At 70.4% G+C, this 233-nt stretch carries 1 protein-coding gene; it reads left to right on the top strand.

Annotation, left to right across the window (positions count from 1 at the left end; all coding sequences use genetic code 11):
• Nucleotides 1-233: TAXI family TRAP transporter solute-binding subunit (locus NVV99_RS26925; RefSeq protein WP_260783349.1), on the top strand; the 233-nt coding region annotated here is incomplete at both ends.

The following is a 233-nucleotide window of genomic DNA, read 5'->3' as shown; positions in this document are numbered from 1 at the left end:
GAACGCACCCCGGGGTCGGTCACCAATCTCTCCGCGCAGACGCCGGGGAATGCGGAGCTGGCGTTGACCCTCACCGATGTCGCGGTGCGTGCCCACGACGAGGGCGCGCGGGTCACGGCGATCGGGCGGGTCTACGAGAACTACATGCAGTTGGCCGTGCGTGCGGACTCACCGATCCGGACGATCGCCCAGTTGCGGGGCGCACGGATCAGCCTCGGCGCTCCCGGATCGGG

The organism is Rhodococcus sp. PAE-6 (assembly GCF_025290685.1).
Lineage (GTDB): Bacteria > Actinomycetota > Actinomycetes > Mycobacteriales > Mycobacteriaceae > Rhodococcus > Rhodococcus pyridinivorans.
This window is presented reverse-complemented; position numbering and strand designations above follow the sequence as displayed.